Genomic DNA, 26,525 nt, shown 5'->3' on the forward strand with positions numbered 1-26,525 from the left:
CGCCGGGAGTAGGTTCGCCCGTCATGAGCGAGAGCACCGAGCGGGACACCGAGGTGGCGGATCAGGCCGAGCGGGTGGCCGCCGCCGCGCGCCTGCACATGAAGGACAAGCGTGCCGCGCAGTCGGGTGGTCTGTCCGGCGTGGTCGCCTCCCGCGCGGGCGACTGGGATCTGGACGACCAGGACATCGACCGCATGCGCAAGCAGGAGCGGCTGTGGAACCCGCTCGTGGACAAGTACTTCCGCATGGAGATCGACGGGTGGGAGAACGTCCCCGACGCGCCCGTCCTCCTCGTCGGAGTGCACACCGGCGCACCGTTCGTCTGGGACGCGTGGACGGTCGGGGCGCAGTGGTGGCGGCGGTTCGGCCCGGATCGGCCCCTGCACGGCACCGCGCACGACGCGCTGATGGCCTTCCCGCTCATCGGCGGGCTCTTCCGCTCGATGGGAGTTCTCCCGGCCGCTCCCGATTCCATGGCGACCGCGCTGGCCGCGGGCCGCGACGTCATCGTCTGGCCGGGCGGGGAGGTCGACTCGCTTCGTCCGTGGCGCGACCGCGACGTGGCGACGCTCGCCGGGCGCACCGGATTCGTGAAACTCGCCATCCGGTGCGGGGTCCCCATCGTGCCGATCGCGACCGTGGGCGGCGGCGACGCGATGCCGGTTCTCATCAAGGGGGACCGCCTGTCGCGGACGCTCCGACTCGACCGCATCGCCCGTCTGAAGGTCTTCCCGATCGCCGTGTCGCTGCCGTGGATCGTCGCGCCCGCCGCCCTCCCGCAGATCCCGCTGCCGGCGAAGATCCGCACCCGCTTCATGCCCGCGGTCACGGTCGAGCCGGACCTCGCGCTCGTCGACGACGAGGACTACGTGCAGGCCAAGTACGAGGAGGTCCGGCGCACCATCCAGGAGGGGATGGACCAGCTGGCGCGCAAGCGGAAGTGGCCGCTGTTCCGCTAGACGAGGCACGAGCCGGGGCCGACGGACCCGGCCTACTGTGGACGGTATGACCCTCTCGCAGCGCACGCTCGGCACGCAGTCGGCCCTCACGGTGTCGGCCCTCGGACTCGGCTGCATGGGCATGTCCGAGTTCTACGGCGAGACCGACCGGGCGTCCGGCATCGAGACCATCCGCCGCGCCCTCGACCTCGGCGTGTCCTTCCTCGACACCGCCGACATGTACGGCCCGTTCGTCAACGAGGAACTGGTCGGCGAGGCGATCGCCGGGCGACGCGACGAGGTGCAGCTGGCCACGAAGTTCGGCAACGAGCGTCTGCCCGACGGCACCAGGCTCGGCATCAACGGCAGCCCCGAGTACGTGCGGTCGGCGTGCGACGCGTCGCTGTCGCGCCTCGGCGTCGACCACATCGACCTGTACTACCAGCACCGGGTGGACAAGTCGGTTCCGATCGAGGACACCGTCGGGGCCATGGCGGAGTTGGTCCAGGCCGGCAAGGTGCGCCATCTGGGTCTGTCCGAGGCGTCGGCGGCCACCATTCGCCGCGCGCACTCCGTTCACCCCATCACCGCGGTGCAGACGGAGTACTCCCTCTTCACCCGCGACATCGAGGCCGAGGTGCTCCCGACGTTGCGGGAATTGGGCATCGGTCTGGTGCCGTACTCGCCGCTCGGCCGCGGGCTGCTGACCGGAGCCATCGAGAAGGAGTCGCAGCTGGCCGAGCAGGATTCGCGCCGGACGTCGTATTTCCCGCGGTTCCAGGGCGAGGCGCTCGAGGCCAACCTGGCGCTGGTCGCGCAGGTGCGGACCATCGCGGACCGGCTCGGCTGCACGGCCGGTCAGCTGGCGTTGGCGTGGGTGCTGGCGCAGGGTGCGGACGTCGCGCCGATCCCCGGAACCAAGCGGGTGCGCTATCTCGAGGAGAACATCGGCGCCCTGGACGTGGCCGCCACCCAGGAGATCCTGGACGAGCTGGAGGCCGCGGTGCCGGCGTCGGCCGTCGTGGGGGCGCGCTACGGAGACATGTCGAGTATCGACGACTAGGTGCGGTCGACCGCGTCTCTAGTTCTGGTCGAGCCGCACGGCGCGGACGAAGGTGTAGAGCAGGACCGGGATGGCAATGGTCAGCGCCACTACCGGGACCCACACCACCATGGCCCCCAGCACGGGCACGTCCGTGGTGAACAACTTCCACCCGATGATGGCCGTCACGCCGCCGGCGCTGAGCACCATGTGCGTCGCGAGCATCCAGCGGTCGAGGAAAATTCCTGCGACCAGACCGAGGACCGCGAGGAACGCGGTCTTGCCGATCGCGAACTCGGGGGGCATGTCCGCCGTCAGGTTGGCGGCGACGATACCGATGTCGGCCAGGACCACGAAGACGAACAGGGTCCAGAGGCGTGGCCAGGAGATCACCAGCCACCACAGCGCGGCGGTGAACGCGAAGACACCACAGCCGATCTGGATGCCGAGGGCCGGCTGGGTGCGCGCGCCGAAGCCGAAGAGGATTTCGAGGGTCGCGCACACGCCCATACCCGCGGTGAACAGCGCGATGAGGACGCGCACCACCCGCTCGTCGGTGAACGAGTACATCATTCCGACGATCCACTCGTACCGGCTCTCCAGCAGGCCGCGAGGGGCGTCGTCGTCCCGTTCGTCGCGCGGGTCACTACCGATGTCCGCGACGGAGTCCGCCGAGGGGTAGGACTCCGGGCGGGGGGACGCGTACGCCCGTGAGGGAGCGGACGGGGTGAACGCGGTGCCGAACGCACCCGCGCCGCCGAACGCGCCGCCCTGCCCGTAGCTCTGAGGGTAGGTCTGCGGGAGGGGCTGGGGAAAGGGCTGGGGAATGCCCTCCGGTCCTGGTGCCATGTCGGTCCCGTTCCCTTCAGGTCATGCTCGATCGGTGCGCTCGGCGCGTCGGTGGGCGTGCCGAGGGGTCATGCGGTATAGGGGCGGACTGCCCGGTCCGGTCACCGTAAACCAGGACTTCGTCCCGGCGGGAGGGGAAGAGTGGGCCCCGTCAAGGTTCTGTGATGGATCACAAGAACAGCGTGTCGTCCTAACAAAGCAAGCGTGCTTGCTTTTTTCAATCGTCGCTGGCACGGTGCTCACATGGCCGACACGGCCGCCGTGCTGGCGGACCTCCGCGCCGAGGGCGACGCCCTCGACGACCTGCTCACCGACGTCGACGAGGCGGGGTGGCGCACGCTCACTCCCGCCGACGGCTGGACCGTCGCCCACCAGATCGCGCACCTGCACTGGACCGATCACGTCGCGGCGTTGACCGCGGCAGGGTCCGCGGGCGACGAGGACGCCGCCGCGGCGTTCGACGCCGTGATCGCCGAGGCGCTCGCCGATCCGGCGGGCTTCGTCGACGCCGCTGCCGCGGATCTCGCGGGTGAGCAGCCCAGCACGCTGCTGGCCCGGTGGCGTCTCGGGCGCTCGCAACTGCTCACCGTTCTGCCGGACGTCCCGGCCGGCACGCGTATCCGCTGGTTCGGCCCGCCGATGAGCGCGACGTCCATGGCCACCGCCCGACTCATGGAGACCTGGGCGCACGGACAGGACGTCGCCGACGCCCTCGGGGTGCCTCGCGAACCGACCGCCCGCCTGCGCCACGTCGCCCACCTCGGTGTGCGGACGCGCGAGTTCGCCTACTCGCTCCGCGGTCGCCCGGCGCCGGCCGCGCCCGTCCGCGTCGCCCTCACCGCGCCCGACGGCTCGGAATGGACCTGGGGACCGGACGACGCGGACCAGCGGGTGAGCGGACCCGCTCTGGACTTCTGCCTGCTCGTGACCCAGCGTGTCCACCGCGACGACACCGCGCTGGTCACCCGCGGCGGCGACGCCGAGGAATGGCTGACGATCGCGCAGGCCTTCGCCGGGGCGCCGGGTAGCGGGCGTGCCCCGCGAACGGAGACGGCGGAGACCGCGGGGACGGCACCGTGACCGCCCTGCGCGTCGGCAACTGCTCCGGGTTCTACGGCGACCGGTTCTCGGCCATGCGCGAGATGCTGGACGGGGGCGAGCTCGACGTCCTCACCGGCGACTACCTGGCCGAGCTGACCATGCTGATCCTCGGCCGCGACCGCCTGAAGGATCCCACCCGCGGCTACGCCAAGACCTATCTGCGGCAACTCGAGGACTGTCTCGGCACCGCCGTCGAGCGCGGGGTGACGCTCGTCAGCAACGCCGGTGGTCTCGCACCGGCGCGGTTGGCGGACGAGATCCGCGCCCTGGCGGACCGCCTCGGCATCACGGTCGCCGTCGCTCACGTCGAGGGGGACGATCTGCTCGACCGCGCCGACGCACTGGGGCTCGGCTCGCCGCTGACCGCCAACGCCTACCTCGGTGCCTTCGGCATCGCGCGCTGCCTGGACGCGGGAGCGCAGGTGGTGGTGACCGGACGCGTGACCGACGCGTCCGTCGTCGTCGGACCCGCGGTCGCGCGGTTCGGATGGACCCGTGACGACGTCGACGCTCTGGCCGGCGCCGTGGTCGCCGGGCACGTGATCGAGTGCGGCACCCAGGCCACCGGCGGGAACTACTCCTTCTTCACCGACGTCCCCGACCTCCGTCGGCCCGGCTTTCCGATCGCCGAGATCGACGCCGACGGATCGTCGGTGATCACCAAGCACCCCGGAACCGGAGGCGCGGTGACGATCGGGACCGTCACCGCCCAGCTGATGTACGAGGTGACCGGGCCGCGCTACTTTGGACCGGACGCCACCGCCCGACTCGACACCGTCGCCCTGAGCGACGACGGCCCCGACCGCGTGCGGATCGCGGGTGTGCGGGGCGAGGCGCCGCCGCCGACGTTGAAGGTCTCCCGCAACACGGTGGGCGGATTTCGGAACGAGACGACGTTCGTGCTCACCGGGCTCGACGTCGACGCCAAGGCGGCGTTGGTCCGGGCACAGCTCACCGACGCGCTGGTGCCGCCGCCCGCGCAGGTCGAGTGGACCCTCGCCCGCACCGATCACTCCGACTCCGACACCGAGGAAGCGGCCAGCGCCCTGCTGCGCGTGGTCGTCCGCGACCCCGACCCGGCCGTCGTCGGGCGGCGATTCTCGGGTGCGGCCATCGAACTGGCTCTCGCCAGCTACCCCGGCTTCGCGGTCACCGCGCCGCCGGGGAACGGGTCGCCCTACGGCGTCTTCGAGGCCGGGTACGTCGAGCAGTCGGTCCCCGAGCACACCGCCGTACTGCCCGACGGCACGCGGGTGGCGATTCCGGCGCCGACCGTCATCACCCCCGTGTCCGACGATCCCGACGTGCCCGGTGACTTCGTCGCCCGATCGGACACCGCCGGCCCATCCGATATCGACACGGTGATGCTGCCGCTCGGCACGCTCGCGGCGGCCCGCAGCGGCGACAAGGGCGGCGACGCCAACGTCGGCGTCTGGGTGCGGACCGACGCCGAGTGGGAGTGGCTCCGCGGCTGGCTCACCGTCGACGCGATCCGGCAGCTGCTGCCCGAGACGGCAACACTGACCCTGCACCGGTACGAGTTCCCGAACCTGCGGGCGATCAACGTCGTCGTGCACGGCCTGCTGGGCGCCGGTGTCGCGTCCGGCGCGCGCTTCGATCCTCAGGCCAAGGGACTCGGGGAGTGGCTGCGATCCCGGCACGTCCCGATCCCCCGACATCTGGTGCGCGAGAGCGCCGCACAGGACCCCACCGCACAGGACACCACTGCGCAGGACACCACTGCGCAGGACACCACTGCACAGGACACCACCACATCAGGAGCACCCGCATGACCCCCTGGGGAGGACCGGAGCGCGAGCAGCTCCGCAAGACCGTCCGCGCGTTCGTCGACCGCGACGTCGCGCCGTACCAGGCCGAGTGGGAGCGCGACGGGGAGATCCCGCGCAGCCTCCACCGCGCGGCCGCCGAGTTGGGCCTGCTCGGGGCGCCGTTCCCCGAGGCGGTCGGGGGTGAGGGCGGCACCGTCGTCGACGCCACCGTCATCTGCGAGGAGATGCACGAGGCGGGCGCCTCGGGCGGCGTGTTCGCGTCCCTCTTCACGTGCGGGATCGCGCTGCCCCACCTCGTCGGCGCGCGGGACCCCGACCAGGTCGACCGCTGGGTCCGACCGACGCTGGCCGGCGAGGCGATCGGGTCGCTCGCGATCACCGAGCCGGGCGGCGGCTCCGACGTGGGTCACCTGACCACGAGAGCGGTGCGCGACGGTGACGAGTTCGTGGTGAACGGGTCCAAGACCTACATCACCTCGGGCTGCCGGGCCGACTTCGTGGTCACCGCGGTCCGGACGGGTGGCGACGGCGCCGCGGGAGTGTCGCTGCTCGTGATCGAGCGTGGGACACCGGGTTTCGAGGTGTCCCGCAAGCTCGACAAAATGGGCTGGCGCGCCTCCGACACCGCGGAGCTGTCCTTCACCGACGTCCGGGTGCCGGTGCGCAACCTCGTCGGGGCGGAGAACTCCGGGTTCGGGCAGATCGCGCAGGCGTTCGTCTCCGAGCGGGTGGCGCTCGCGGCGCAGGCGTACTCGTCCGCGCAGCGGTGCCTCGACCTCACCGCGGCCTGGACCCGTGACCGACGCACCTTCGGGAAGCCGCTGATCGCCCGCCAGTCGGTGCAGAACACGCTCAGCGAGATGCATCGTCGGATCGACGTCGCCCGCACCTACACCCGCGCGTTGGTGGACCGCTACGTCGCAGGCGAGACGGACGGGATCGCCGAGGTGTGCCACGCGAAGAACACCGCTGTCGAAGCCGGCGAGTGGGTGGCCTCGCAGGCTGTCCAACTCTTCGGCGGGCTCGGCTACATGGCGGAGAGCGAGGTGGAGCGGCAGTACCGCGACATGCGCATCATCGGCATCGGCGGCGGCACCACCGAGATCCTGACCTCGCTGGCCGCGAAGCGTCTGGGCTACACCGCATGACGGCGTTGGTCTCGCGGCTGGACGTCGCGGGCGACGGGTTCGCCGCCGCCGCGGACACCATGCGCGCCAAGCTGGGTGAGGTCGAGTCCGAGCACGCCAAGGCCCTCGCCGGCGGCGGAGAGAAGTACGTCGCCCGGCACCGTGCGCGCGGCAAGCTCACCGCGCGGGAGCGGATCGAACTGCTCGTCGACGAGGATGCACCGTTCCTCGAGCTGTGCCCGTTGGCGGCCTGGGGGTCGGACTTCCCGGTCGGCGCGTCCGTCGTCGTCGGCATCGGCGTCGTCAGCGGAACCGAGTGCCTGATCGTTGCCAACGATCCCACTGTCCGCGGCGGCAGCAGCAACCCCTGGACGCTGCGCAAGACGCTGCGCGCCAACGACATCGCGCTGCAGAACCGCCTGCCGGTGATCTCGCTGGTCGAGTCCGGCGGCGCGGACCTTCCGACCCAGAAGGAAGTGTTCGTCCCCGGCGGCCGCATCTTCCGCGACCTCACTCGGCTCTCCGCCGCGGGCATTCCGACGATCGCGCTGGTGTTCGGCAACTCCACCGCCGGCGGTGCGTACATCCCCGGTATGTCCGATCACGTCGTGATGATCGAGGAGCGGTCGAAGGTGTTCCTGGCCGGTCCGCCGCTGGTGAAGATGGCCACCGGCGAGGAGACCGACGACGAATCCTTGGGCGGCGCACGGATGCACGCGCGGACGTCGGGCCTCGCGGATCACCTCGCCGTCGACGAGCAGGACGCGCTGCGCATCGGGCGTTCCATCGTCGCCCGGTTGAACTGGCGCAAGGCCGGCCCCGCACCTCGCGCGGAGGTGCTGCCGCCGCGGTACGACGCGGAGGACCTGCTCGGGATCGTCCCCGCGGACCTGAAGATCCCCTTCGATCCCCGCGAGGTGATCGCGCGCATCGTCGACGACAGCGAGTTCGACGAGTTCAAGCCGCTCTACGGATCGTCGCTCGTCACCGGATGGGCTGAGCTGCACGGCTTCCCGGTCGGCATCCTCGCCAACGCGCGTGGCGTGCTGTTCAGCGAGGAGTCGCAGAAGGCCACCCAGTTCATCCAGCTGGCCAACAGGTCGAACACCCCGTTGCTGTTCCTGCACAACACCACCGGCTACATGGTGGGCCGCGAGTACGAGGAAGGCGGCATGATCAAGCACGGCGCGATGATGATCAACGCCGTCTCCAACTCCACCGTCCCGCACATCTCCGTGCTCCTCGGCGCGTCCTACGGCGCCGGCCACTACGGCATGTGCGGGCGCGCGTTCGACCCGCGCTTCCTGTTCGCCTGGCCCAGCGCGAAGTCCGCCGTCATGGGCGGCGCGCAGCTCGCGGGCGTCATCTCCATCGTCTCCCGCGCCGCCGCGGAAGCGCGGGGGCAGGCGTTCGACGAGGAGGCCGACGCCGGCCTGCGCGCGATGATCGAGAACCAGATCGAGGCCGAGTCGGTACCGATGTTCCTCTCGGGCCGCCTGTACGACGACGGCGTCATCGATCCCCGAGACACCCGCACGGTGGTGGGGATGTGCCTGTCGGCCATCGCCTCCGCCCCGATCGAGGGCACCGCCGAGTTCGGTGTCTTCCGGATGTGACGCCATGACTGCACCGACGGGCGCGACGCCCACGACACCCACGACGCCCCCCGATCCCGACACCCCGGTCACTCGGGTGCTCGTGGCCAACCGCGGCGAGATCGCCCGCCGGGTGTTCGCCACGTGCCGACGCGAGGGCATCGGCACCGTCGCCGTGTTCTCCGACGCCGACGCCGACTCCCCGCACGTCGCCGAGGCGGACGCCGCGGTGCGACTGCCGGGGCTGTCCTCCGCCGAGACGTACCTGCGCGGTGACCTCGTCATCGACGCCGCGCGCCGCGCCGGCGCCGATGCGATCCACCCGGGGTACGGATTCCTCTCCGAGAACGCCGAGTTCGCCCGCGCGGTGCAGGATGCCGGCCTGGTCTGGATCGGACCGCCGGTGAAGGCCATCGAGATCATGGGCTCGAAGGTCGAATCGAAGGCGATGATGCGCGACGCGGGCGTGCCCGTGCTCGACCGGCTCGATCCCGCGACGGTCACCGACGCCGATCTGCCCGTCCTCGTGAAGGCGTCGGCGGGCGGCGGCGGCCGCGGCATGCGCGTGGTGCGCGACCTCGCCTCGCTTCCCGGCGAGATCGAGGGCGCGGCGCGGGAAGCGTTGTCCGCGTTCGGCGATGCCACCGTGTTCTGCGAGCGCTACCTCGAGACGGGTCGACACATCGAGGTCCAGGTCATGGCCGACCGTCACGGCACCGTCTGGGCCGTGGGGGAGCGGGAATGCTCCATCCAGCGTCGCCATCAGAAGGTGATCGAGGAGGCGCCCTCACCGCTGGTCGAGCGCACTCCGGGCATGCGGGAACGGCTCTTCGAGGCCGCCCGCGCCGCCACCACCGCCATCGACTACGAGGGCGCCGGAACCGTCGAGTTCCTCGCCGACGAGCGCGGCGAGTTCTACTTCCTCGAGACCAACACCCGTCTGCAGGTGGAACATCCGGTCACCGAGTGCACCACCGGACTCGACCTGGTGTCGCTGCAACTGCACGTCGCCGCCGGGGGCGCGCTGCCGGCCGAGCCGCCGCCCACCACCGGACACGCGATCGAGGTGCGTCTCTACGCGGAGGACCCGGCGCGGGACTGGCAGCCGCAGAGCGGCACCCTGCACGAGGTGGACCTCGGGTCCGCGGTGCGGTTCGAGGTTCCGGCGTCCGGTGCCGCGGGTGCGGGTGGTGTTGGTGGTGCCGATGGTGCTCAGGGTCTGCGCGTCGATTCCGGGGTCGAGAGCGGCAGCGTCGTCGGCGTGCACTACGACCCGATGCTGGCCAAGGTCATCGCGGTCGCGCCCACCCGTCGTCGCGCGGCGGCGGTCCTCGCGTCCGCGATGGAGCGGGCGGTCCTCGTCGGCCTGCGCACCAATCGCGATCTGCTGGTCCGGGTTCTGCGTCACCCGGCGTTCCTCGCCGGTGACACCGACACCGCGTTCTTCACCACGCACGGGCTCGCCGCGCTGGCGCGGCCGTTGGTCGCGGGCGACGAGCTCCGCCTGTCCGCACTCGCGGCCGCACTGGCCGAGGCTGCGGGCCGTCGTGCCGCCGCCCCGGTGGGCCGGTCGTTGCCGAGCGGATGGCGGAACCTGCCGTCGGTTGCCCAACGCACGGCCTACACGGTGGACGGGGAGGACGTCGTCGTCGAGTATCGCCTCGGCCGCGACGGGTTGGTGACCGATCTCGACGACTGCGCGCTGGTGCGCGGCGACGCGCGGTCCGTGGTCCTCGACCACGGCGGCGTGCGACGGACGTTCACCGTGCTCGTGCACGGATCGCAGGTGGCCGTGCACTCCTCGCTCGGTCCGGTGGCGCTGGAGCGTCGCCCCCGATTCGTCGATCCGAGCGCCACCGTCGCCGCAGGCTCGCTCGTCGCGCCGATGCCCGGGTCGGTGGTCCGGCTCGGCGTTGCGGTCGGCGACCGTGTCACGGCGGGGCAGCCGATCGTGTGGCTCGAGGCCATGAAGATGGAACACACCGTCACGGCGCCCGCGGACGGCGTCGTGACCGAGCTGGCGGTGTCGGTGGGACAGCAGGTCGAGGTGGACGCCGTCCTCGCGGTGGTGGCCGAACCCGAATCCGTGACAACCGAGACACCGACAACCGATACAGCCGAATCCCGAGAAGGAGAACAGTCGTGAGCTTCGTCGAGACCGAGGAGCAGAAGAGTCTGCGCGCCGCCGTCGCGGGACTGGGCAAGCGGCACAACTACATGGACTACGTGCTGCCGAAGGCGCGCCGCGGCGAGCCGCTCACCGAGCTGTGGCAGGAGGCCGGTGCCCTCGGGTTCCTCGGGGTCAACCTGCCGGAGGAGTACGGCGGCGGCGGGGCGGGCATCTACGAGCTCGCCCTCGTGCAGGAGGAGATGTCCTCCTTCGGCGCCGGCTTGCTGCTCGTGGTGGTCTCCCCGGCGATCTGCGGCACGATCATCGCCAAGTACGGCACCCCGGATCAGAAGCAGCACTGGCTGACTCGGCTCGCCGACGGATCCGCGATCATGGCCTTCGGTATCACCGAGCCGGACGCGGGGTCGAACTCGCACAAGATCACCACCACCGCGCGTCGGGACGGCGACGAGTGGGTGCTGCGCGGCAGCAAGATCTACATCTCCGGGGTGGACCAGGCCGACGCCGTGTTGGTGGTCTCCCGCACCGAGGACGCGGCGACGGGTGGGCTGAAGCCGGCGCTCTTCATCGTGCCCACCGACACCCCGGGATTCACCGCGACGCCGATGGCCATGGACATCGTCGAGCCGGACCACCAGTTCACCCTGTTCCTCGACGACGTCCGACTGCCGGCCGACGCGCTGGTCGGCGAGCCCGACGCGGCGATTGCGCAGCTGTTCGCCGGGCTCAACCCCGAGCGGATCCTCGGTGCGGCAATGGCGATCGGCATGGGCCGCTACGCCCTCGACGCCGCGGTGACGTTCGCCAAGGAACGGCAGGTGTGGAAGACCCCCATCGGCGCCCACCAGGGCATCGCGCACCCGTTGGCGCAGTGCAAGATCGAGCTCGAACTGGCCAAGCTCATGATGCAGAAGGCCGCCGTGCTCTACGACAGCGGTGAGGACTTCGGGGCCGCCGAGGCCGCCAACATGGCCAAGTACGCGGCCGCGGAGGCCAGCATCAAGGCGCTCGATCAGGCCATCCAGACCCACGGCGGCGCCGGCCTGACCTCGGACTACGGACTGGCGTCGATGCTGGGCACCGCTCGGATCGCCCGGGTCGCTCCGGTGAGCCGGGAGATGATCCTCAACTTCGTCTCCCAGCACTCGCTGGGCCTGCCGAAGAGCTACTGATGGCACCGGAGTCACTCGAGTCGCCGCCCGTCCCGCCGCCGGTCGGTGAGGAGCGGGACGCGGGCGTCGTCACCCTCACGCTCGACAGCCCGCACAACCGCAACGCCCTGTCCTCCGCCCTGGTCGCCGGCGTCCTTGACGGGGTGCGCCGGGCCGGGGCCGACCCCGACGTCCGCGCCGTGGTGCTCACGCACACCGGTGGAACCTTCTGCGCCGGAGCCGATCTCACCGAGGCGGGCGCGGACCCCGCCACGCGGACGGCGCAGATGGTGGAGTTGCTCCGCGCCGTCGTCGAGGCGCCCGTCCCGGTGGTCGGGCTGATCGACGGGCACGTCCGGGCCGGTGGCATGGGCCTGATCGCGGCGTGCGACGTCGTGATCGCCGGGCCGCGCAGCACGTTCGCGCTGACCGAGGCGCGGCTCGGGTTGGCGCCGTCGATCATCTCGCTGACGGTGCTGCCGCGCTTGACCTCGCGGGCGGCGAGTCGGTTGTTCCTCTCCGGAGAGAAGGTGGGCCCGGCCGAGGCCGCCGCGTACGGCCTGATCACCGAAACGGCCGACGATCCCGCGGCGGCGGCCCGGCCCCTGCTCGCGTCGTTCCGCCTGTCCTCCCCGCAGGGCCTGGCCGAGACGAAGAAGCTCACCACGGCCGCCGTCCTCGACGAGTTCGATCGCCGCGCCGACGCCCTCGCCGCGGACTCCGCCCGCCTGTTCGCGTCGGCCGAGGCGCGGGAAGGGATGATGGCGTTCCTGGAGAAGCGCCCACCGTCCTGGGCCGTCGTGAGGGGGTAGCACGTGGTCGCGCCGCGGGAGCCGAAGCAGGATCGCAGCCGGGCCACTCGGCAGCGGCTCCTCGAGGCCACCATCGAATCCCTCGCCGAGCAGGGATGGGGACCCACCACGGTCGGTCACGTCGCCGAACGGGCCGGCGTCTCGCGCGGCGCCACCCAGCATCACTTCCCCACCCGCGAGGACCTGATCACGGCGGCGCTGGACTACATGTTCGACACCCGGATGGGTGATGCGGTGGCCGAGGAGGGCGACCTGCCGACCGGTGCGAAGCGCACCGAAGCCGTCGTCGCGCGGCTGGTGGAGTACTACACGGGACCGATGTTCAAGGCGGCGTTGCAGGTGTGGACGGCGGCGTCGTCCGATCCCGACCTCCGCGCGCGCGTGCTGCCCCTCGAGGACAAATTCGGCCGGGCGGCCCACCGCACCGCGGTGCGCCACCTCGGTGTCGACGACGCCGATCCCCGCACCCACCGATTGGTTCAGGCCACGCTCGACCTCGCCCGCGGGTTGGGACTGGCCGACGTGCTCAGCGACGATTCCCGACGGCGCGGCGAGATCGTCAAGGCCTGGGCGGCGGTGCTGGACGCGTCCCTGCCGCTGCCGACGGCCGCGTCCTGACGGGCGCGACGTGACGGGGCGAGCGGGTCGGCCGTTCCTTGTAGGGTGCCGGGCATGAGACCGGGGCGGTGGGCTGCAGGCCTGGCAGCGGCGGCGGCGTTGACGGCGTGCGGCGGCACGTCCGACACCGCGGCCGGGCCGACCACGACCACCGCGGCCGCACAGCCGGGGCCCTTCTTCGGGGTCTGCGGACAGTTGACCGACGACGAAGTCCGGCAGGCGTTCGCGGTGCCCGCCTTCGCGACGGTCACCCGCAACTCGGTCGGATGCGAGTGGGAAGTCTCCGGTCCGACGGGACCGTCGGTCAGCTTCTCCTGGTACCGCGGCAGTCCGATCGGCCGCGAGCGCGCGGGGTCCGAACTGATCGGCCGGCCGGCCGCGGACCTGGAGATCGCGGGGCGGTCCGGCTTCGAGGCCCTCTACCAGGACGCCCTCGGGCAGCCGGTGCTCTGCGAGAGCGCGCTGCAGTACGGGTCGGACTTCGTCCATCTGTCGGTCACCTACGCAGACGTCACCCCCACCGCCGACCCGTGCGTGGTGGGACGCCAGCTGCTCGAGACCGTCGCGGAGCGTGCGCAGTGACTCCGCGCGTAGTGACCCCGCGCGCAGTGACACGGCGGGCGACGTTGACACGGCGGGCGACGTTCGCCGCGCTCGCCGCCGGGGCGCTGCTCCTCACCGGGTGCAGTTCCACCATCGAGGGCCGACCGGTCCCGGTGGGCGCGACCACCGGCGATCAGGAGTTCCAGTCGCTGCTCGAGGAGTGCAACACCGTCACCCCGGAGCAGATCGCGGACGTGGTCGGCGGCACGGCCATCGATCAGGGCTTCCTCGGCGCGATCTGTCGGTGGGACGTCACGGGGCCGGCCGGCGCGGTCAAGGTGACGTTCGACTGGTTCGAGTCGGGCTCGCTCGCCGCCGAGCGGGAGGCGAACGAACGGATGGGGTGGACCGTCACGGACGTGACGGTGTCCTCCCGCGGGGCCATCGAGATCCGGCAGCCCGACGATCCGGCGTCGTGCGGGGTGAGCGCGCCGTCGCCGATCTCCGGGGTGATCGGGTGGTGGGTGCAGTTCCGGCCGGGCAATCCGGCGGATCCGTGCGAGGCGGCGACGCGGCTGATGCAGCTCTCGCTCAACCTGAGCGCTTGACCTCCCTGCAACCGACCCCCCTTGCGACCGACCCCGCCCTGTACCCGATCGGGATGCGTTTTGACCCGCAGGCGCGCCGACGGGTATCGTCGTGGGTTGTGTCCGGCGCGTCCGGACCGTCTGTGTGCCTATACGAGGTACAGCCGTGCTCATGTTCTTTGCCGAGCAAGCGCAATGGCTACCGTGTGGGGGTATGCGACACACCCGACCGCGGGGTGAGAAGACCCGCGGTGGCAGTGCCGGAAACGGTACCGGGTGAGGGGCAGCGCTTCCTTGTCCCAACTGCTTTCCATCCCTGATTCTCGACACGAAGAAAGCCGGTTCATGCCAACGATCAACCAGCTGGTCCGCAAGGGTCGCACCGACAAGGTCGCGAAACTGAAGACCGCCGCCCTCAAGGGCGGACCGCAGCGTCGCGGCGTGTGCACCCGCGTGTACACCACGACGCCCAAGAAGCCGAACTCCGCACTCCGCAAGGTCGCGCGCGTGCGCTTGACCAGCGCGGTCGAGGTCACGGCCTACATCCCCGGTGAGGGTCACAACCTGCAGGAGCACTCGATGGTGCTCGTCCGCGGCGGTCGTGTGAAGGACCTCCCCGGTGTTCGCTACAAGATCATCCGCGGCTCGCTCGACACCCAGGGTGTGAAGAACCGCAAGCAGGCTCGCAGCCGCTACGGCGCGAAGAAGGAGAAGAGCTGACATGCCTCGCAAGGGACCTGCACCCAAGCGGCCGCTGATCAACGATCCGGTCTACGGATCGCCGCTGGTCACGCAGCTCGTCAACAAGATCCTCCTCGACGGCAAGAAGTCGACCGCCGAGCGCATCGTGTACCAGGCTCTCGAGCAGGCACGCGAGAAGACGGGCACCGATCCCGTCGTGACGCTCAAGCGCGCTCTCGACAACGTCAAGCCGGCCCTCGAGGTCCGCAGCCGTCGCGTCGGTGGTGCCACCTACCAGGTGCCGGTCGAGGTTCGTCCCGGCCGTTCCACCACGCTGGCACTGCGCTGGCTCGTCTCGTTCTCACGCGCTCGTCGTGAGAAGACGATGGTCGAGCGTCTGGCCAACGAGCTCCTCGACGCCAGCAACGGCCTCGGTGCCGCGGTGAAGCGCCGCGAGGACACGCACAAGATGGCGGAAGCCAACAAGGCGTTCGCGCACTACCGCTGGTGATCGCGTAACGCCCGGCGGCGCCGGAACTATCCGGCGCCGCCCGGGCGTTGATCCGACCGAGAACTACCTCTTCCAACACCAAGGCGGGATGAATTCGTGGCACAGGACGTGCTGACCGACCTGAACAAGGTCCGCAACATCGGCATCATGGCCCACATCGATGCCGGTAAGACCACCACTACCGAGCGCATCCTCTTCTACACCGGTATCTCGTACAAGATCGGTGAGGTCCACGACGGCGCAGCCACGATGGACTGGATGGAGCAGGAACAGGAACGTGGCATCACCATCACGTCTGCTGCCACGACGTGCTTCTGGAACGACAACCAGATCAACATCATCGACACCCCGGGACACGTGGACTTCACGGTCGAGGTGGAGCGGTCGCTCCGTGTCCTCGACGGTGCCGTCGCCGTGTTCGACGGCAAGGAGGGCGTCGAGCCCCAGTCCGAGCAGGTGTGGCGTCAGGCCGACAAGTACGACGTGCCGCGCATCTGCTTCGTGAACAAGATGGACAAGCTCGGCGCCGACTTCTACTTCACGGTTCAGACCATCAAGGATCGCCTCGGCGCCAAGCCGCTGGTCATCCAGCTCCCCATCGGTGCCGAGGACGGCTTCGAGGGCATCGTCGACCTGGTCGAGATGAACGCGAAGGTCTGGTCCGGCGAGACCAAGCTGGGCGAGAAGTACGACGTCCGCGAGATCCCGGCCGACCTGCAGGAGAAGGCCGAGCAGTACCGCCAGGAGCTACTCGAGACCGTCGCCGAGTCGGACGAGGCGCTGCTCGAGAAGTTCTTCGGTGGCGAGGAGCTCTCGATCGAGGAGATCAAGGGCGCCATCCGCAAGCTCACCGTGAACTCGGAGCTCTACCCGATCCTGTGCGGCTCGGCGTTCAAGAACAAGGGCGTCCAGCCCATGCTCGACGCCGTCATCGACTACCTGCCGTCCCCGCTGGACGTGGAGTCGGTGCAGGGTCACGCCCCGAACAACGAGGAGGAGATCCTCACGCGTCGCCCGTCCTCGGACGAGCCGTTCGCCGCGCTGGCGTTCAAGATCGCGACGCACCCGTTCTTCGGCAAGCTGACCTACGTCCGCGTGTACTCGGGCAAGGTCGACTCCGGCTCGCAGGTCATCAACTCGACCAAGGGCAAGAAGGAGCGTCTGGGCAAGCTGTTCCAGATGCACTCCAACAAGGAGAACCCGGTCGCCACGGCCAGCGCCGGCCACATCTACGCCGTGATCGGCCTGAAGGACACCACCACCGGTGACACGCTCTGCGATCCGCAGCAGCAGGTCATCCTGGAGTCGATGACCTTCCCGGACCCGGTCATCCAGGTCTCGATCGAGCCCAAGACCAAGTCCGACCAGGAGAAGCTGGGCACCGCGATCCAGAAGCTCGCCGAAGAGGATCCCACCTTCTCGGTGCAGCTGGACGAGGAGACCGGCCAGACCGTCATCGGCGGCATGGGCGAGCTCCACCTCGACATCCTCGTCGACCGCATGCGTCGCGAGTTCAAGGTCGAGGCGAACGTCGGCAAGCCGCAGGTGGCCTACCGCGAGACGATCACCAAGACCGTCGAGAAGCACGAGTTCACCCACAAGAAGCAGACGGGTGGCTCCGGCCAGTTCGCGAAGGTCATCATCGGTCTCGAGCCGTTCGTCGGCGAGGACGGTGCGACGTACGAATTCGAGAACAAGGTCACCGGTGGCCGCGTTCCGCGCGAGTACATCCCGTCGGTCGACGCGGGTGCGCAGGACGCCATGCAGTACGGCGTGCTCGCCGGCTACCCGCTGGTGAACCTGAAGATGACGCTCATCGACGGCGCTTACCACGACGTCGACTCCTCGGAGATGGCGTTCAAGATCGCCGGTTCGCAGGCCCTGAAGGAAGCCGCCCGCAAGGCCGGCCCCGTCATCCTCGAGCCGCTGATGGCCGTCGAGGTCACCACGCCCGAGGAGTACATGGGCGACGTGATCGGCGACGTGAACTCCCGCCGTGGCCAGATCCAGGCCATGGAGGAACGCAGTGGTGCCCGTGTCGTCAAGGCGCTGGTTCCGCTGTCGGAGATGTTCGGTTACATCGGTGACCTGCGGTCCCGCACCCAGGGCCGCGCGAACTACTCCATGGTCTTCGACTCCTACGCAGAGGTTCCGGCGAACGTCTCGAAGGAGATCATCGCGAAGGCCACCGGAGAATAGTCTCCGAACGCAGGACCGAAGGGACCGGCCGTCTCGGCCGGTCCCGGCACCACCTACCGTAAAAGACTGCACACCGCAGACATCGACAGTCCAGGAGGACACACAGTGGCGAAGGCGAAGTTCGAGCGGACGAAGCCGCACGTCAACATCGGGACCATCGGTCACGTTGACCACGGCAAGACGACGCTGACCGCAGCGATCACCAAGGTTCTGCACGACAAGTACCCCGACCTGAACGAGAGCTTTGCCTTCGATCAGATCGACAAGGCTCCCGAGGAGAAGGCTCGTGGTATCACGATCAACATCTCCCACGTCGAGTACCAGACGGAGAAGCGCCACTACGCGCACGTCGATGCTCCGGGTCACGCCGACTACATCAAGAACATGATCACCGGCGCGGCTCAGATGGACGGTGCGATCCTGGTCGTGGCCGCCACCGACGGCCCGATGCCCCAGACGCGTGAGCACGTGCTGCTCGCCCGCCAGGTCGGCGTGCCCTACATCCTCGTCGCCCTGAACAAGGCCGACATGGTGGACGACGACGAGATCATCGAGCTCGTCGAGATGGAGGTCCGCGAGCTCCTCGCTGCGCAGGAGTTCGACGAGGAGGCCCCCGTCGTCAAGGTCTCCGCTCTCAAGGCCCTCGAGGGTGACGAGAAGTGGGCCGAGTCGGTCGCCGAGCTCATGCAGGCCGTCGACGACTCCATCCCGGACCCGGTCCGCGAGACCGACAAGCCGTTCCTCATGCCCGTCGAGGACGTCTTCACCATCACCGGCCGCGGCACCGTCGTCACCGGTCGTGTCGAGCGTGGCCAGATCAACGTGAACGAGGACGTCGAGATCGTCGGCATCCGCGAGAAGTCCACGAAGACCACCGTCACCGGCATCGAGATGTTCCGCAAGCTGCTCGACTCGGGCCAGGCGGGCGACAACGTCGGCCTCCTCGTCCGCGGCATCAAGCGCGAGGACGTCGAGCGTGGACAGGTCGTCGTCAAGCCCGGCACCACCACTCCCCACACGGAGTTCGAGGGCCAGGCGTACATCCTGTCGAAGGACGAGGGCGGTCGCCACACCCCGTTCTTCAACAACTACCGCCCGCAGTTCTACTTCCGTACCACGGACGTGACGGGCGTCGTGACCCTCCCCGAGGGCACCGAGATGGTCATGCCCGGTGACAACACCGAGATGTCCGTCGTGCTGATCCAGCCGGTCGCCATGGACGAGGGCCTGCGGTTCGCCATCCGTGAGGGTGGTCGTACCGTCGGCGCCGGTCGCGTCACGAAGATCATCAAGTAAGACACCCGTCTCACTTCGCCTGCGGCGCTCACCCTTCGGGGTGGGCGCCGTTCGGCGTTTCCGGTGCTGGTCGGGGTGCGAGGCGGCCGACCTGCGCGCCGGTAGACTGACCCACCGTGACCGTCGCGCTGATCGACTCCGGCCTCGGCTCCCTGCCGACCGCCGCTCGGCTGCGTCGTGCGCGGCCCGATCTCGACCTGCAGCTCCACCTGGATCCCGACGGCGCTCCGTGGGGCCCGAAGCCCGTGGAGTGGACCGTCCGACGCGTCGTCGACACCGCTCGGCGGGCCGTGGACGGGGGCGCCGCCGTCGTGGTGCTGCCGTGCAACACGGCCAGTGTCGTCGCGCTCGCCGAGACGCGCTCGGCCCTCGGTCCGTCGGTGCCGGTGGTGGGCACGGTGCCCGCGATCAAGCCGGCCGCGCGGGATTGTCGCACCATCGCGGTGTGGGCCACGGCCGCCACCACCGCGTCGTCGTACCAGGCCGCGCTGGTCCAGCAGTTCGCTGCGGACGCCGACGTCACGGCGGTCGCCTGCCACGGCCTCGCCGACGCCATCGATCGCGGTGACACCGACGCCGTCTCGGCCGCGATCGCGTCGGCCGCAGAGCGCACCCCCGCCCACACCGAGGCGATCGTTCTGGGTTGTACGCACTACCCCCTGGTCGCCGACGAGATCATGGCGTCCCTGCCGCCCGCGGTCCGCATGTACGACAGTGCCGATGCCGTGGCGGCGCAGACACTCCGGCAGGTCGACGCCGTGGGGGTGCCGCCGGGTGCCGGTGCTCTGTCCGTCGTCCTCTCCGGGCGCTCCGGTTCTCTCCCGCCGCAGGCGCTCTCGTTCGAGGCGGGCCGGGTGCTCGCCGACGCCGGAGCGGACCCGCTCAGCGCGCAGCGGACCGCCCTGCGCTGATACTCCGGGTGGATCGTCCGGAACGCATCGTTCGTCCTACCCGCGCCCGGACCGGTCCAACCGAGAATCGGACATGTCCTTCGGACAGGGAATGATGTCGAGTCGTCCGGCGCTGACACCGCACGTGACGACCCTCGAATCCGACTCCCGGACCGACCGCCTGTCGCGGGGTGCGGCCTTTCGCATCGTCGCCGTCGTGTACTTCACCATCATGGCGTCGAGCAGTGCGCCGTCGCCGCTCTACCCGCTGTACCGGGAGGAGTGGGGGTTCGGCGCGTCGGTCCTGACGGTCGTGTTCGCCGTGTACGCGCTGGCGCTGCTCGTGTCGCTGCTGGTGGTCGGTGGGCTGTCCGACCACATCGGGCGCAAGCCGGTGGTGTTCGCCTCGATCGGTCTGCTGGTGGTGTCCCTGATCGTGTTCGCGGTCGCCGACGGGGTGGGGTGGTTGATCGCGGCTCGGGTCCTGCAGGGCGTCGCGGCCGGTGCTGCCACCGGCGCGTTGACGGCGGCGATCACCGACCTCTCGCCGACGCCACGCAGCGGTCCGTTGGTGAACAGCCTGGCTCCCGCGATCGGACTCGCCGGCGGCGGCATGGGGGCGGGTCTGCTGGTGCAGTTCGCGCCCTGGCCGACCACGACGGTGTACGTCCTGCTGATCGCGGCGCTGCTCGCACTGGCAGGCGCGATGGTCGCCGTGCCCGAGTCCGCCGTCGCCGCGGGCTTCACCGACTGGCGACACCTCCGCCGGAGTCTGACCCCGACGGTGTCGTTGCCCGCGTCCATCCGGTCGGCCTTCTGGGTGGTCATGCCGTCGTTGGTGGCCACGTGGTCGCTCGGCGGATTCCATCTCTCCCTGGGGCCGTCGATCATGCGGTCGGAGTTCGGGCTGACCGGCGCCGTCGCGGCGGGACTCGACATCTTCACCCTGTTCACGGCCGGGGCAGCGGGTGCCGCAGTGGCGTCGCGCCTGGTGACCGACGCGGCGCGGGGTCGTCGGGTGATGGCCGTCGGCGCGCTCGTGCTCGTGGTCGGGGTCGGCCTCGACCTGGCGGGCCTCGCCACGGGGACCGCGGCCGTCTACTTCGCCGGGACCGCCGTGTCCGGACTCGGCTGGGGTGCCGCGTTTCTCGGCGCGATGCGGGTGATCGGCGCGATCGCGCCTCCCGACGATCGCGCGGGCGTCTTCTCGACGACGTACGTGCTGAGCTACCTCGCGTTCGGCCTCCCGGCCGTGATCGCAGGGTTCGTCGTGGGGGTGGTCGGGTTGTCGGTGACCGCGACGGTGTACGGCGGGTACGTCATCGCGTGCGCTCTCGGATCGGTGGTGGCGACGCGGGTGTCCGCCCGGCGGGCCGGTCGGGACGTTCGCCCGCTCGGTCCGGACAGGCAGCCCGCCTGACCGATCGGGCAGGAGCGGGTCGGCCACCGGACGGTTCTGCGGCGTAACGCTTCTCGCGGTCTCGCGCAGCACGCAGGGTGATGGCAGTCACACCGACTGCCGACCCCCGAGGAGACCTCCGATGGCCATCGAGTTGAACCAGATCTGGGACTTCCCCATCAAGGAGTTCCACCCGTTCCCCCGCGCCCTGATGGGTGTGGGCGCCCACGACATCATCGGGGTGGAGGCGAAGAACCTGGGGTTCAAGCGCGCCCTGCTGGTGACCACCGGACTCCGCGGGTCCGGCATCATCGAGGAGCTCATCGGCAAGATCGAGTACCAGGGTGTCGAAGTGGTGCTCTTCGACAAGGTGGAGTCGAACCCCAAGGACTACAACGTCATGGACGCCGCCGCGCTGTACCAGAAGGAGAAGTGCGACAGCATCATCTCCGTCGGCGGCGGCTCGAGCCACGACGCCGCGAAGGGCGCCCGCGTGGTCATCGCTCACGACGGTCGCAACATCAACGAGTTCGAGGGCTTCGCCAAGTCCACCAACAAGCAGAACCCGCCCCACATCGCCGTGTCCACCACGGCGGGAACGGGTTCCGAGACGTCGTGGGCCTACGTCATCACCGACACCTCCGACATGGACAAGCCGCACAAGTGGGTGGCGTTCGACGAGGCGTCGATCGTCACCGTCGCGATCGACGATCCGCTGCTGTACTACACCTGCCCCCAGCACTTCACGGCGTACTGCGGATTCGACGTTCTCGCCCACGGCAGCGAGCCGTTCGTCTCGCGTCTCGACTTCGCGCCGTCTCTGGGCAATGCGCTGTACTCGGTGGAGCTGGTGGCGAAGAACCTCCGTGAGGCCGTCTACGAGCCGCGCAATCTGAAGGCCCGCGAGGGAATGATGAACGCGCAGTACATCGCCGGACAGGCCTTCAACTCCGGCGGTCTCGGCATCGTGCACTCGATCTCGCACGCTGTCAGTGCGTTCTTCGACAGCCACCACGGACTCAACAACGCCATCGCCCTGCCGCGGGTGTGGGAGTACAACCTGCCGTCCCGCTACGAGCGGTACGCCCAGCTGGCCGGCGCGATGGGCGTCGACACGCGGAACATGACCACGGTGCAGGCGGCGGACGCCGCCGTGGAGGCGGCGATCCGGCTGTCGCAGGACGTCGGCATCCCCGACAACTTCTCGCAGGTCACCACCCGGCTCTACGACAAGAACCGGATGAACACCGGCAAGTACACCGGCCGGGGCGAGGTGATCACCGGGGACGAGAAGACGGTGCTGGCGATCTCCGAGCACATCCAGGACGACTGGTGCACCCCGGGCAATCCCCGTGAGGTGACGGTGGATTCGATGATCCCGGTCGTCGATCACGCCATCAACTCCGCCTACGGGCGCTGATCGGAGGCCACGAAATGACGACGGTCGGATCCTTCGCGCGGCAGCGGGAGAGCGCGGATCTCACGACGACGGCGGGCGTGCGGGAGGCGCTGGCGACGACGGGCTACGTCGCGAGCGACGAACTCGCCACGGTGGTGCGCCTCGCGATCGCGCTCGACCGCCCGCTGCTGCTCGAGGGTCCGGCCGGCGTCGGCAAGACGGAACTGGCGAAGGCGCTCGCGGAGGCGGGTGGACGACGACTGGTGCGGTTGCAGTGCTACGAGGGCCTCGACGACAACCGCGCGCTGTACGAGTGGGACTACGCGCGGCAGTTGCTGCACGTGCAGATGCTGCGGGACCGTACGAGCGCCGAGCTCGCGTCGGCGCCGGACCTGGCCACGGCGTCGGCGATGCTGGCGAACGTGGACTTCGGGTTGTACTCGGAGGCGTTCCTCGCCCCGCGACCTCTGCTCGACGCGATCCTGTCCGAGGACCCGGTGGTGCTGCTGGTCGACGAGGTGGACCGCACCGAGGAGTCGATGGAGGCGCTGCTGCTCGAGGTGTTGGCCGAGAAGCAGGTGACGGTACCGGAGGTGGGCACCTTCACCGCGCGCACGGCCCCGTGGGTCGTGTTGACGTCCAACGACACTCGGGAACTGTCGGGTGCTCTGAAGCGGCGGTGTCTGCATCTGACCGTCGACTTCCCGACGGCGGAGATCGAGCGCGAGATCGTGTCGTCCCGCGCACCCGACGTGGAGGAGGGCGTCGTCGCCGACGTGGTGGATCTGGCGCGGTCGCTGCGTGATCTGCCGCTGCGGAAGGCGCCCTCGGTGTCCGAGGTGATCGATGCGGCCCGCGCGGCGATGCTTCTCGGCGACACCGCCTCGGCGGCGACCCGCGAGATCCTGTACTCGGTCCTGCTGAAGTACGCCTCGGACACCGAGCTGGTGCGGGCGCGAGCGACTGCGCCCGCAGCGCCCCCGGCACCGGAGCGGACGGTGGTGCCGAGCATCGCGAGTGCGCCGCCGAATTCGACGACGGCCGCGTTCCGGGGACGGGGCGGACGGTCGTGACCCACTCCGCCGCCCCGGCGCCCGCCGTCGTGCTCGACGTGGTCGCCGCCGGCTTCGGACGGGTGCTGCGGCGCCACGGGGTCGCGGCGTCACCGGCCGAGGTGATCGAGGTCCGGCGGGTGCTGGGGTTGCTCGGCGCGCGTGATCTCGGCGCGCTCCGGTGGGCCCTCCGGGCGACGTGCGCGAAGTACTCCCACGAGCGTGCGGCGTTCGATCGAGCCTTCGACGAGATGTTCGCCCCAGCAGTCACGCTCGTCGACGCCGATGCCCGGCCGCCGTCCGGTGCGGTCACCGCGGACGGGTTGCCGACGTCGCTGGAGGTGGCGGGGGACCACGCCGACGTCGGCCGCTACGCCGACTACAACGAGCGGGCCGCCGACGTCGGGGACTTCTTCGACACCCCCGAGAAGGAGAAGGGATTCAACCCGCACAAGGACGACGACGATCTGTCGCTCACGGGCGCCGACTCCGAGGTCTCCGTGGACACCGACGCCGAATCCGGCCGGCGGGGCGTGACGTACACGGTGGAGGTCGATCGGGGCGACAGCGCGACCGTCGGTGAGCTCGCGTCGTCGGACGCCGTGGTCGCGCACGGCGTGCTGCGGTGGGACGACCCGGCGGGGATCCTGGGGTGGCTGAACGCCTACGACCCGTCGACGGTGTACGGCGACGCCGCACTCGGCGAGGAACTCACGCGCGCGCAACTCGATCGGCTGGCGGCGGCGGTGGAGGCGTTCGTCGACGCGGTCGCTCAGCCGGACGTCGACGCTCCCTCGTCGGCAGGAGAGCCGGGGGCGTCCACCGACCGGGCGGACGTCGTCGCGGCGTCTCGCGAGGTGGTGCGGCGCATGCGGGGTGCGCCTCGGCCGCGTCCCCGCGAGCACGGCGCGGGTCGACTCGAACTGCGGCGGACGGTGCGGGCGGGCATGCGGACCGACGGGGTGCCGTTCCGTCTGATCTCGCGGACCCCGGTCCCGGAGCAGGTCAGGCTGCTCGTGCTGGCGGACGTGTCGCTGTCGGTCCGGCCGATCACGGCGTTCGCGCTGCGCCTCGCGCAGTCTCTGCGCCACCGCGTGTCCCGGTGCACGGTGCTCGCCTTCGTCGATCGGCCCGTCGACGTCACCGACGTGCTCGCGAGCAGCACCGGCGACGACGCCCTGGCCGCGGTGCTCGCCGCGCCGGAACTCGACCTCGAGGCGTCGAGCGACTACGGACGCGTCTTCGCCGACGTGCTCGCGCACCACGGGTCCGCGGTGACGTCCCGGACCTCGGTGGTGATCGTCGGGGACGGTCGGTGCAACGGTCTGCCGTCCGGTGTCCGCGACCTCGAGACCATCGCCCGGCGCACGCACCGGCTGGCGTGGATCACGCCGGAGGCCGAGCGGTACTGGTCGCAGGCGACGTGTTCGATGGAGGAGTACGCGCAGGTCTGCGACGGTGTGGTGGTGGCCTGCGACGCCCGCCGGTTGGTGGAGCGGGCGGCCGATCTGGGATCCGCGCTGCGGTGATCGACCTGCCCGATCGGGCAGGGGAAACCGGACCCTCCGGACGTAAGCTGGATCACATGCTCGGCACGACGGACGTCTCCACCGGCCCGACCCCGGCGACCTCGCTCTCCCGCGTGACGGGCGACGGCGCGGGTCGGGTGGTCAAGTTCCACGCGCCGGAGATCGTGTTCGGAGTCGGGTCGACGGGGGAGGTCGCGCACGCCGTGGCGCGGCTGGGCGGCCGGCGGCCGTTCCTGGTCACCGACGCCGGGCTGGTCGAGACGGGATGGGTGGACGAGATCGCGCGGGATCTACGGTCGGCGGGGCTCGATCCCGTCGTGTGGTCCGAGCCGACGCCGAATCCCAAGGACCACGAGATCGAGGCGGGCGTCGACGTCTACCGCGACCGCGGCTGCGACGTCCTCGTCGCGGTCGGGGGCGGCAGCGTGATGGACGCGGCCAAGGGCGTGGCGATCCTTGCGGCGAACGACGGGCGCATTCTCGACTACGAGGGTGTGGACCGGGTGGCCGCGCCCATTCCCCCGCTCGTCATGGTGCCCACCACCGCCGGAACCGGTGCGGACGTCTCCCAGTTCTGCATCGTCACCGACACCGGCCGCGGCACCAAGATCACGATCCTCGGTCGCTCGCTGGTGCCCGACATCACGGTGATCGACCCGCGGTTGCTCACCACGATGCCGGAATGGCTCAGTGCTGCAACCGGTCTCGACGCGCTCACGCACGGGATCGAAGCGTTCGTCTCATTGGCGCACAACCCTCTCACCGACGACCACGCTCTTCGGGCGGTCACGTTGGTGATCGGCACGCTCGCGCGCACCATCGACGATCCCACCTCGCTGCCCATGCGCACCGTCATGGCCCAGGCCAGCCTGGAGGGCGGATTGGCCTTCACCAACGCGATTCTCGGTGCGGCTCATGCCATGTCCCACCAGGTCGGCGGTCTGTTGGACCTGCCGCACGGTGTCATCAACGGGATCCTGTTGCCGCACGTGATCCGGTTCAACGCCGACGCGGACGGGTCGCCCTACGTTCCGGTGGCGCGGCAACTCGGTCTCGACGAGGCGAGGGGGAGTGCGCGCGAGGCGGCGCTGGCGGTCGCCGATCGGGTGGAGACGTTGGCCCGGCAGGTCGGTGTGCCGCGGTCGCTCGGAACCATCGGCGTCCGCGAGGAAGACGTCGACCGTCTCGCCGGCTTCGCGCTGCGGGACGCGTGCATGGCGACCAATCCGCGTCCGGTCACCCACGCCGACGTCGCGGCGTTGTTCCGGCAGGCGTTGTGAGACCG

23 protein-coding genes are annotated in these 26,525 nt (G+C 70.2%); 22 read left to right on the forward strand and 1 reads right to left on the reverse strand.

Annotated elements, in window-relative coordinates:
- The first annotated feature begins 23 nt into the window (after positions 1–23).
- Together BMZ18_RS10230 and BMZ18_RS10235 are read left to right on the forward strand one after the other, a co-directional pair.
- Entirely contained in the window at positions 24–959 is a 936-nt protein-coding gene (locus BMZ18_RS10230; protein ID WP_068360785.1) for a lysophospholipid acyltransferase family protein, read from the forward strand.
- 46 nt (positions 960–1,005) lie between these two features.
- Positions 1,006–2,001: an aldo/keto reductase gene (locus BMZ18_RS10235; RefSeq protein WP_068360788.1), complete on the forward strand. Its 996-nt coding sequence runs from the start codon at positions 1,006–1,008 to the stop codon at positions 1,999–2,001.
- Positions 2,002–2,019: 18 nt separating this feature from the next.
- Here BMZ18_RS10235 and BMZ18_RS10240 read toward each other — a convergent pair whose 3' ends face one another.
- Positions 2,020–2,829: a hypothetical protein gene (locus BMZ18_RS10240; protein WP_068099548.1), complete on the reverse strand. Its 810-nt coding sequence runs from the start codon at positions 2,827–2,829 to the stop codon at positions 2,020–2,022.
- A gap of 243 nt (positions 2,830–3,072) precedes the next feature.
- Here BMZ18_RS10240 and BMZ18_RS10245 point away from each other — a divergent pair, with 243 nt between their 5' ends.
- From BMZ18_RS10245 to BMZ18_RS10340, 20 genes are all read left to right on the forward strand, one after another.
- Positions 3,073–3,909: a TIGR03084 family metal-binding protein gene (locus BMZ18_RS10245; RefSeq protein ID WP_068360791.1), complete on the forward strand. Its 837-nt coding sequence runs from the start codon at positions 3,073–3,075 to the stop codon at positions 3,907–3,909.
- Between the two features lie 53 nt (positions 3,910–3,962).
- Positions 3,963–5,723 carry an acyclic terpene utilization AtuA family protein gene (locus tag BMZ18_RS10250; protein WP_082894882.1) on the forward strand — a complete coding sequence of 587 codons (1,761 nt, stop codon included), beginning with the start codon at positions 3,963–3,965 and terminating at the stop codon, positions 5,721–5,723.
- Positions 5,720–6,868 carry an acyl-CoA dehydrogenase family protein gene (locus tag BMZ18_RS10255; protein ID WP_068360797.1) on the forward strand — a complete coding sequence of 383 codons (1,149 nt, stop codon included), beginning with the start codon at positions 5,720–5,722 and terminating at the stop codon, positions 6,866–6,868. The genes BMZ18_RS10250 and BMZ18_RS10255 overlap by 4 nt, the downstream gene beginning before the upstream one ends.
- Positions 6,865–8,463 (forward strand): acyl-CoA carboxylase subunit beta, encoded by a 1,599-nt coding sequence (locus tag BMZ18_RS10260; RefSeq protein WP_068099552.1) that lies wholly within the window; start codon positions 6,865–6,867, stop codon positions 8,461–8,463. Before BMZ18_RS10255 ends, BMZ18_RS10260 begins: the two co-directional genes overlap by 4 nt.
- A gap of 4 nt (positions 8,464–8,467) precedes the next feature.
- Positions 8,468–10,588 carry an acetyl/propionyl/methylcrotonyl-CoA carboxylase subunit alpha gene (locus tag BMZ18_RS10265; RefSeq protein ID WP_068360800.1) on the forward strand — a complete coding sequence of 707 codons (2,121 nt, stop codon included), beginning with the start codon at positions 8,468–8,470 and terminating at the stop codon, positions 10,586–10,588.
- Positions 10,585–11,745, forward strand: a complete 1,161-nt coding sequence (locus BMZ18_RS10270) for an acyl-CoA dehydrogenase family protein (RefSeq protein ID WP_068360802.1) — start codon at positions 10,585–10,587, stop codon at positions 11,743–11,745. Before BMZ18_RS10265 ends, BMZ18_RS10270 begins: the two co-directional genes overlap by 4 nt.
- Entirely contained in the window at positions 11,745–12,536 is a 792-nt protein-coding gene (locus BMZ18_RS10275; protein ID WP_068099554.1) for an enoyl-CoA hydratase family protein, read from the forward strand. Before BMZ18_RS10270 ends, BMZ18_RS10275 begins: the two co-directional genes overlap by 1 nt.
- 3 nt (positions 12,537–12,539) lie before the next feature.
- A complete protein-coding gene (locus tag BMZ18_RS10280) occupies positions 12,540–13,154 on the forward strand; it encodes a TetR/AcrR family transcriptional regulator (protein WP_068360805.1) in 615 nt (204 codons plus the stop codon).
- 54 nt (positions 13,155–13,208) lie between these two features.
- Positions 13,209–13,736: a DUF3558 domain-containing protein gene (locus BMZ18_RS10285; protein ID WP_068099556.1), complete on the forward strand. Its 528-nt coding sequence runs from the start codon at positions 13,209–13,211 to the stop codon at positions 13,734–13,736.
- A gap of 26 nt (positions 13,737–13,762) precedes the next feature.
- Positions 13,763–14,305, forward strand: a complete 543-nt coding sequence (locus tag BMZ18_RS10290) for a DUF3558 domain-containing protein (protein ID WP_068360832.1) — start codon at positions 13,763–13,765, stop codon at positions 14,303–14,305.
- Between the two features lie 324 nt (positions 14,306–14,629).
- Positions 14,630–15,004 carry a 30S ribosomal protein S12 gene (gene rpsL, locus BMZ18_RS10295; RefSeq protein WP_068099557.1) on the forward strand — a complete coding sequence of 125 codons (375 nt, stop codon included), beginning with the start codon at positions 14,630–14,632 and terminating at the stop codon, positions 15,002–15,004.
- A 1-nt stretch (position 15,005) separates the two neighbouring features.
- A complete protein-coding gene (gene rpsG / locus BMZ18_RS10300; protein ID WP_027504615.1) occupies positions 15,006–15,476 on the forward strand; it encodes a 30S ribosomal protein S7 in 471 nt (156 codons plus the stop codon).
- A 96-nt stretch (positions 15,477–15,572) separates the two neighbouring features.
- Positions 15,573–17,675 (forward strand): elongation factor G, encoded by a 2,103-nt coding sequence (gene fusA, locus BMZ18_RS10305; protein ID WP_068099558.1) that lies wholly within the window; start codon positions 15,573–15,575, stop codon positions 17,673–17,675.
- 105 nt (positions 17,676–17,780) lie between these two features.
- Positions 17,781–18,971 (forward strand): elongation factor Tu, encoded by a 1,191-nt coding sequence (gene tuf / locus BMZ18_RS10310; RefSeq protein ID WP_068099559.1) that lies wholly within the window; start codon positions 17,781–17,783, stop codon positions 18,969–18,971.
- Positions 18,972–19,087: 116 nt separating this feature from the next.
- On the forward strand, positions 19,088–19,882 hold the full coding sequence (locus BMZ18_RS10315; RefSeq protein ID WP_068360808.1) for a glutamate racemase: 795 nt from the start codon (positions 19,088–19,090) through the stop codon (positions 19,880–19,882).
- A gap of 124 nt (positions 19,883–20,006) precedes the next feature.
- Positions 20,007–21,281 carry an MFS transporter gene (locus BMZ18_RS10320; RefSeq protein ID WP_244516483.1) on the forward strand — a complete coding sequence of 425 codons (1,275 nt, stop codon included), beginning with the start codon at positions 20,007–20,009 and terminating at the stop codon, positions 21,279–21,281.
- A 121-nt stretch (positions 21,282–21,402) separates the two neighbouring features.
- A complete protein-coding gene (gene mdo, locus BMZ18_RS10325; protein ID WP_068360811.1) occupies positions 21,403–22,680 on the forward strand; it encodes an NDMA-dependent methanol dehydrogenase in 1,278 nt (425 codons plus the stop codon).
- Positions 22,681–22,694: 14 nt separating this feature from the next.
- Positions 22,695–23,732 (forward strand): MadB family AAA-type ATPase, encoded by a 1,038-nt coding sequence (locus tag BMZ18_RS10330; RefSeq protein ID WP_068360812.1) that lies wholly within the window; start codon positions 22,695–22,697, stop codon positions 23,730–23,732.
- Positions 23,729–25,240: a MadC family VWA domain-containing protein gene (gene madC, locus BMZ18_RS10335; protein WP_068360814.1), complete on the forward strand. Its 1,512-nt coding sequence runs from the start codon at positions 23,729–23,731 to the stop codon at positions 25,238–25,240. The genes BMZ18_RS10330 and madC overlap by 4 nt, the downstream gene beginning before the upstream one ends.
- Before the next feature lie 56 nt (positions 25,241–25,296).
- Entirely contained in the window at positions 25,297–26,520 is a 1,224-nt protein-coding gene (locus BMZ18_RS10340) for an iron-containing alcohol dehydrogenase (RefSeq protein WP_082894884.1), read from the forward strand.
- Positions 26,521–26,525 lie beyond the last annotated feature (5 nt).

The sequence above is a fragment of the Rhodococcoides kroppenstedtii genome, from assembly GCF_900111805.1.
GTDB lineage: Bacteria > Actinomycetota > Actinomycetes > Mycobacteriales > Mycobacteriaceae > Rhodococcoides > Rhodococcoides kroppenstedtii.

Coding starts and splice junctions, on each gene's coding strand:
- BMZ18_RS10230 (WP_068360785.1), top strand. CDS start 24: ATGAGCGAGAGCACCGAGCGGGACACCGAGGTGGCGGATCAGGCCGAG.
- BMZ18_RS10235 (WP_068360788.1), top strand. CDS start 1,006: ATGACCCTCTCGCAGCGCACGCTCGGCACGCAGTCGGCCCTCACGGTG.
- BMZ18_RS10240 (WP_068099548.1), bottom strand. CDS start 2,829: ATGGCACCAGGACCGGAGGGCATTCCCCAGCCCTTTCCCCAGCCCCTC.
- BMZ18_RS10245 (WP_068360791.1), top strand. CDS start 3,073: ATGGCCGACACGGCCGCCGTGCTGGCGGACCTCCGCGCCGAGGGCGAC.
- BMZ18_RS10250 (WP_082894882.1), top strand. CDS start 3,963: ATGCGCGAGATGCTGGACGGGGGCGAGCTCGACGTCCTCACCGGCGAC.
- BMZ18_RS10255 (WP_068360797.1), top strand. CDS start 5,720: ATGACCCCCTGGGGAGGACCGGAGCGCGAGCAGCTCCGCAAGACCGTC.
- BMZ18_RS10260 (WP_068099552.1), top strand. CDS start 6,865: ATGACGGCGTTGGTCTCGCGGCTGGACGTCGCGGGCGACGGGTTCGCC.
- BMZ18_RS10265 (WP_068360800.1), top strand. CDS start 8,468: ATGACTGCACCGACGGGCGCGACGCCCACGACACCCACGACGCCCCCC.
- BMZ18_RS10275 (WP_068099554.1), top strand. CDS start 11,745: ATGGCACCGGAGTCACTCGAGTCGCCGCCCGTCCCGCCGCCGGTCGGT.
- BMZ18_RS10285 (WP_068099556.1), top strand. CDS start 13,209: ATGAGACCGGGGCGGTGGGCTGCAGGCCTGGCAGCGGCGGCGGCGTTG.
- rpsL (WP_068099557.1), top strand. CDS start 14,630: ATGCCAACGATCAACCAGCTGGTCCGCAAGGGTCGCACCGACAAGGTC.
- rpsG (WP_027504615.1), top strand. CDS start 15,006: ATGCCTCGCAAGGGACCTGCACCCAAGCGGCCGCTGATCAACGATCCG.
- mdo (WP_068360811.1), top strand. CDS start 21,403: ATGGCCATCGAGTTGAACCAGATCTGGGACTTCCCCATCAAGGAGTTC.
- BMZ18_RS10330 (WP_068360812.1), top strand. CDS start 22,695: ATGACGACGGTCGGATCCTTCGCGCGGCAGCGGGAGAGCGCGGATCTC.
- BMZ18_RS10340 (WP_082894884.1), top strand. CDS start 25,297: ATGCTCGGCACGACGGACGTCTCCACCGGCCCGACCCCGGCGACCTCG.